This is a genomic window from Nocardioides antri, from assembly GCF_008373765.1.
Classification (GTDB): Bacteria; Actinomycetota; Actinomycetes; order Propionibacteriales; family Nocardioidaceae; genus Nocardioides; species Nocardioides antri.
In genome coordinates, this window is sequence record NZ_VUJW01000073.1 from 1 (window position 1) to 214 (window position 214).

Annotated in this window: 1 pseudogene; it reads right to left on the reverse strand. The window is 82.2% G+C overall.

The features are described 5' to 3' along the window. A pseudogene (locus F0U47_RS20465) lies at positions 1 to 214 on the reverse strand (biotin-dependent carboxyltransferase family protein); the annotation flags it as partial.

Below are 214 nucleotides of genomic sequence, written 5' to 3' on the forward strand. Positions count from 1 at the left end.
GGGGACGCCGGACCCGCCGCGGGCGGCGACGTAGGGGCGGAGCCCCGTCGCCGGCAGGCCGGGCGCGAGCCGGCGCCCCGGGCGCAGGGCGAGCCCCGCGCCGGTCGGCCCGTCGCGTCCGTCGACCGTGAGGGGCACCGGCGCACCGGTCACCGCCACCCAGACCGTCGCTTCCACCGCCTCGACCACGAGGCCGCCCAGCGTCACCTCGAGC